We start from the raw sequence: 5,721 nt of genomic DNA on the forward strand, positions 1-5,721 counted from the left end.
CCGGGGCCGGACCGCGGCGTCGGGTGACGTGTTTGTCACCGACCGCTCACGGGCATGCGGGCGCGTAGGCTCCGCCGGCGCGGGAACCCACAGACGGGAGATGCACGAAGGACGACCGCCCCGCGACACCGGGGCCTGGAAGGCGAGATGGCAACCGAGCCGCGTTGGGACAGGACACTGGCTGCCGAGGAGATCACGAGCCGCGTCGCCAGCTTCCCCGGGGAGCTGCACGACGTCACGGACGCACGTCTGGTCGCGGAGGAGTTCCTCTTCGACCTGGCCCGCGTGTCGGCGCCGTCGGCTCCGGAACACTGGGACGACATACTCCTGGTCGTCACGGAGCTGGCCGCCAACGCGGTCCAGTACGCGCCGGGGCCCTTCCAGTTGCGCCTGCGCAGGACGTTCGACGGGGTGCACGTCGTGATGCACGACACGAGCACCACCGAGCCCGCCCCGCGGCCCTTCCACCCGAGCCGCGGCGGGGGCGGCATCGGCTGGCACCTGATCCACACGTTGTGCGACCAGGTCAGTGTGGTCAGCGACGACCACGGCAAGGACATCCATGTCTTCCTGCCCTGGTGACCCCGGCCGGCGGCGCACGGCGCCGCGGGCCGTGCGCCGCCGGCCCCGGCCCGGCGCGGCACTCACCCGGTGGGGGTCTCGCGCGGCGGCAGCCGGTGGTAGTAGTCACCGACCCTGCCGAGGTACGCGGGGTCCATGGTCTCGCTGTCGGTCCGGAACCGGGGCGCGGCCTTCACCTCGGCCCTGCTGCACGACACCGTTATCCTGCGCTCCCCGGCGTCGACGCCCGTGACGACGCCGACCGGCACGAGGACGCTGCGGCCGAACACCCAGACTCCGGTGTCGACGACGAGGTGCCGCATGCCGTGGTGGTCGGCCTGCCGGTCCACGTGGCCGATGGTGCCGTCGTTCGCAACGACGGTGTAGCCCGTCAGGTCCTGCCCCTGAGCGTCGCTCAGTCCCGGCGCGTATGACCAGATGCTGTCGATGGGCACGCTGTTCCTTGCCTCCCCGGTGAATGCGGATCCCCGGAGCGGGCGGCGGTCCTGCCTGCGGTCGGCCGTCCGGCTCCACAGCAGCAAATACCCGGCAGGCGCGGGCGCATTCGGAGGGCGCGGACCCAAAACCGCACGCCGGCGGTCCCCGCCACCGCGGTCCTCCCGGACCGGGCACCCCCGTGCGGAAAGCCGCCTCCCCTCGGCCGGAGCCCCTCGGCGGAAACCCGTCCGAGTACCCCCGGACAGCCGGGACATGCATGGTTCTCATGACTTTTTCCGACCGGGTTCCGGGACGATGATCACGCTTTGTTCCCCGCCCGGCACTTGGGTTAGCCTTCGGCGTATTTTCTCATCACGCAGATCCGTGATCAGCGGAAATGCACATGGGCTCGGCCGGGCCGGGGATGGCTCGGAGAGGTTTCGAGTTCTCGGTGCCGAGAGCTCCTGGGGAGCGGAACGAGGGTGCGCATGACCGGCAAGAGCACCGGGGGGACCAGCGCGGTGCCACAGGACCAGGAACTGAAGCAGCTCCTGGTGGGACTGACGGCCGTACGGGACGGGGACTTCGGCACCCGGCTGCCGGACGACGCGGACGGTCTCATGGGGGACATCGCCAAGGTCTTCAACGGCATGGTGGACCAGCTGTCGGTGTTCACCTCCGAGGTGACGCGCGTGGCCCGCGAGGTCGGCACCGAAGGGGCGCTGGGCGGGCAGGCCCAGGTCCCCGGGGTCTCGGGCACCTGGGCCGACCTGACGGACTCGGTGAACGCCATGGCGGGCAACCTCACCGCCCAGGTCCGCAACGTCGCCCAGGTGACGACGGCCGTCGCCAGGGGTGACCTGTCGCAGAAGATCACCGTCGACGCCCGCGGCGAGATCCTCGAACTCAAGAACACCATCAACACGATGGTCGACCAGCTCTCCGCCTTCGCCGACGAGGTCACCCGCGTCGCCCGCGAGGTCGGCACCGAAGGACGCCTCGGCGGACAGGCCGACGTGCAGGGCGTGAAGGGGACCTGGCGCGACCTCACCGACTCGGTGAACTTCATGGCGGGCAATCTGACCGGCCAGGTCCGCAACATCGCGCTGGTGGCGACCGCGGTCGCCAAGGGTGACCTGTCGCAGAAGATCACCGTCGACGCCCGCGGCGAGATCCTCGAACTCAAGAACACCATCAACACGATGGTCGACCAGCTCTCCGCCTTCGCCGACGAGGTCACCCGCGTCGCCCGCGAGGTCGGCACCGAAGGACGCCTCGGCGGACAGGCTCAGGTGCGCGGCGTCTCCGGCACCTGGAAGGACCTCACCGACAACGTCAACGTGATGGCGTCCAACCTGACCGGCCAGGTCCGCTCCATCGCCCAGGTCGCGTCCGCCGTGGGCCGGGGCGATCTGTCGCAGCGGATCAGGGTCGAGGCCGCGGGCGAGGTCGCGGCGCTGGCCGAGGTCATCAACACCATGGTCGACACGCTGTCGGCCTTCGCCGACGAGGTCACCCGCGTCGCCCGCGAGGTCGGCACCGAGGGACGCCTCGGCGGACAGGCGCGCGTGCCGAACGTCGCCGGCACCTGGAAGGACCTCACCGACAACGTCAACTCCATGGCCAACAACCTCACCGGCCAGGTGCGCAACATCGCGCTGGTGACGACCGCGGTGGCCCGGGGCGACCTGTCGAAGAAGATCGACGTCGACGCGCGCGGCGAGATCCTGGAGCTGAAGACCACCATCAACACGATGGTCGACCAGCTCTCCGCCTTCGCCGACGAGGTCACCCGCGTCGCCCGCGAGGTCGGCACCGAAGGACGCCTCGGCGGACAGGCCGAGGTGGAGGGCGTCTCGGGCACCTGGAAGCGGCTGACGGAGAACGTCAACGAACTGGCCGGGAACCTCACCCGGCAGGTGCGGGCGATCGCGGAGGTCGCGAGCGCCGTCGCCGAGGGCGATCTGACGCGTTCGATCACCGTGGAGGCCTCCGGCGAGGTCGCCGAGCTCAAGGACAACATCAACTCGATGGTGGAGTCCCTGCGCGAGACCACCCGGGCCAACCAGGAGCAGGACTGGCTCAAGAGCAACCTCGCCCGGGTCTCCGGCCTGATGCAGGGGCACCGCGACCTGCCCGTGGTCGCCGAGCTGATCATGGACGAGCTGGTGCCGCTGGTGTCGGCCCAGTACGGCGCCTTCTACCTCGCGGAGGACGGCGACAACGGCCCCGAGCTGCGGCTCGTCGGCTCCTACGGCCGTCCCGACGACGACAACGGCCGGCCCACCCGGATCCCCTTCGGCCGCACCCTGGTCGGCCAGGCCGCCCGCAGCCGCCGCACCATCGTGGTGGACGAGCTGCCGCCGGACTACGTGACCATCTCCTCCGGGCTCGGCCAGGTGGTGCCGACCGCCCTGGTGCTGCTGCCCATCGTGGTCGAGGGCCAGGTCCTCGGCGTCATCGAGCTGGCGTCGGTGACCCCGTTCACCCCGGTCCACCGGGACTTCCTGGCCCAGCTGATGGAGACGGTCGGCGTCAACCTGAACACCATCGTGGCCAACGCCCGTACCGACGAACTGCTGGCCGAGTCCCAGCGGCTGACCGCCGAACTCCAGGAGCGCTCGGCGGAGTTGCAGGCGCAGCAGGAGGAACTCCAGCACTCCAACGCCGAGCTGGAGGAGAAGGCCGCGCTGCTGGCGACGCAGAACCGGGACATCGAGGCGAAGAACCTCCAGATCGAGCAGGCCCGGCAGGAGCTCGAGGCCCGGGCCCAGCAGCTGTCACTGGCCTCGAAGTACAAGTCGGAGTTCCTGGCGAACATGAGCCACGAGCTGCGCACCCCGCTGAACAGCCTGCTGATCCTGGCCCAGCTGCTCGCCCAGAACCCCTCGCGCAACCTCAGCCCGAAGCAGGTCGAGTACGCGCAGATCATCCACTCCGCGGGCTCGGACCTGCTGCAGCTGATCAACGACATCCTCGACCTGTCCAAGGTCGAGGCCGGGAAGATGGACGTCAGCCCCGAGCGGGTGACGCTGCGCCAGCTCATCGAGTACGTCGAGGTCACCTTCCGGCCCATGACGATGCAGAAGAGCCTGGACTTCACCGTGACGACGGCCCCGGGCGCGCCGGCCGACCTGCTCACCGACGACTCCCGGCTGCGGCAGGTACTGCGCAACCTGTTGTCCAACGCGGTCAAGTTCACCGAGCGGGGCGGGGTGGAGCTGCGGATCGAGCCCGCGGCGGACGACGAGGTGCCCGACGACGTGGTGCGGGGCGGTTCCGTGGTGGCCTTCCGGGTGAAGGACACCGGCATCGGCATCCCGGAGCAGCACCTGGAGACGATCTTCGGTGCCTTCCAGCAGGCGGACGGCACCACCAGCCGCAAGTACGGGGGCACCGGGCTCGGTCTGTCCATCACCCGGGAGATCGCGCACCTGCTCGGCGGGGCGGTCACGGTGGAAAGCGTCGCGGGCCAGGGCAGCACCTTCACGCTGTTCCTGCCCGTGACCCGGCCGGACTTCGAGACGCTGCTGCACCCCGCCGCGGGCCGGGGACCGGCCGAGGCCGCCCCCGACGCACCGTCCCGGCAGCGGCCGGCGATCGAGGCGGGGACCGGCTCGGGGCGGCGCCCGAGACGGCTGCTGGTGGTGGAGGAGCGGCCCCGGGGTCTGCTGACCCTGGTCGCGGAGAGCGTGGTCCAGGACGTCGCGCACGGCCGGGGCGACGGCACCTCGCGGCCCTCGGTCGACATCATCACCACCGTCGGCGCCCAGGAGGCGGCCGGTGCGCTGGCCGCCGAACCGTGCCACTGCGTGGTGCTGGAGCTCGGCATGGCCGAGGAGGAGGTCGCCCGCTTCCTGGAGGCGCTGCGGGGCGACTCCGCCCTGGCGAACGTGCCGGTGCTGGTGCACAGCGGTCACCGGGCCGACGCGGCGGTGGAGGAGGCGCTGCGGTCCCGTGCCGAGGGCACGGCGCTGGAGTTCCTGTCCAGCCTCGACGAGCTGCGCGAACGCATCGCCCTGCACCTCTCCGCCGAGGAACCCGGCGACGTCCTGTCCCTGGTGCGTCCGGACGAGACGCAGCGGCCGGCTCCGCAGGCCGTCGTGGACGGCTCGTTCTCCGGCCGCACGATCCTGGTCGTGGACGACGACGCGCGCAACCTCTTCGCGCTCAGCGGGATCCTGGAACTGTACGGCTTCCGGGTGCTGCACGCGGAGAACGGCCGCAAGGGCATCGAGCAGCTCGTGAACAACCCGGACGTGGCACTCGTGCTGATGGACGTGATGATGCCCGAGCTGGACGGCTACGCCGCCACCGCCGAGATCCGCGCCATGCCGCAGTACGCCGAGCTGCCCATCATCGCGGTCACCGCGAAGGCGATGCCCGGGGACCGGGAGAAGAGCCTCGCCTCGGGAGCCAGCGACTACGTCACCAAGCCGGTCGACACCCAGGACCTGATCGCCTGCGTCCGGCGCTGGCTGCCGGCATGAGCCGCGCGACGACCGCGCGCCCCGTACCGCACACCGGCGGGACGGGCGCCCCGCCGCGCCTCCCCTTCCGCGCCCCAGGGCCCCGCAGCCGAGGAGCATCCACACCGTGAGCATCAGCGAGCATCCGCGCGAGTCGCAGCGCGGTGAGCCGCGGCTCGAACCCGTCCGTCCCGCGCTCGCCGACGCGCCGGTGCCGTCCGGGGCCGTCTCCGTCCCCTCCCCCGCGGACGTC

3 protein-coding genes are annotated in these 5,721 nt (G+C 71.1%); 2 read left to right on the forward strand and 1 reads right to left on the reverse strand.

From position 1 onward, the window contains the following. The first annotated feature begins 147 nt into the window (after positions 1 to 147). Positions 148 to 582, forward strand: coding sequence for an ATP-binding protein (locus tag RIM90_RS00570; RefSeq protein WP_309058476.1), 435 nt, complete (start codon positions 148 to 150; stop codon positions 580 to 582). A 62-nt stretch (positions 583 to 644) separates the two neighbouring features. Here the strand turns inward: RIM90_RS00570 and RIM90_RS00575 are convergent, their stop codons facing one another. Then, on the reverse strand, positions 645 to 1,016 hold the full coding sequence (locus RIM90_RS00575) for a PRC-barrel domain-containing protein (RefSeq protein ID WP_309058477.1): 372 nt from the start codon (positions 1,014 to 1,016) through the stop codon (positions 645 to 647). A 471-nt stretch (positions 1,017 to 1,487) separates the two neighbouring features. Between RIM90_RS00575 and RIM90_RS00580 the strand changes: the two genes are divergently transcribed. Beyond that, on the forward strand, positions 1,488 to 5,489 hold the full coding sequence (locus tag RIM90_RS00580; RefSeq protein ID WP_309058478.1) for a HAMP domain-containing protein: 4,002 nt from the start codon (positions 1,488 to 1,490) through the stop codon (positions 5,487 to 5,489). Positions 5,490 to 5,721 lie beyond the last annotated feature (232 nt).

The organism is Streptomyces sp. (assembly GCF_031181555.1).
GTDB classification, from domain to species: Bacteria; Actinomycetota; Actinomycetes; order Streptomycetales; family Streptomycetaceae; genus Streptomyces; species Streptomyces fimbriatus.